The following is a 231-nucleotide window of genomic DNA, read 5'->3' as shown; positions in this document are numbered from 1 at the left end:
CTCCAGGCCTGCGTGCTGCTCCTGCTCCTCCTCGGCGTCGCCGCCGGACTCGCGGCCCGGACCGCCTCCCGGGTCCTGCTCGGCCCCGCCCGCACCGACGGCGCGCTTCCGCCTCTCGTGGCCCCGTCCCTCCCCACCCGGCGGGCGGTGGCCGTGGCGGCCGTGGTCCTGGCGGCGCTCCTCCTCGCCGTCACCGTCGCCGGGCTGCTGCGCGACCCCCTGCACGCCGAC

The 231-nt window shown here is 80.5% G+C and carries 1 pseudogene; it reads left to right on the top strand.

The window, feature by feature from the left end:
* Nucleotides 1-231, top strand: a pseudogene (locus tag B9S57_RS14680) (ABC transporter permease); the annotation flags it as partial.

Source organism: Streptomyces sp. SM10, from assembly GCF_002910915.1.
Classification (GTDB): domain Bacteria; phylum Actinomycetota; class Actinomycetes; order Streptomycetales; family Streptomycetaceae; genus Streptomyces.
This window is presented reverse-complemented; position numbering and strand designations above follow the sequence as displayed.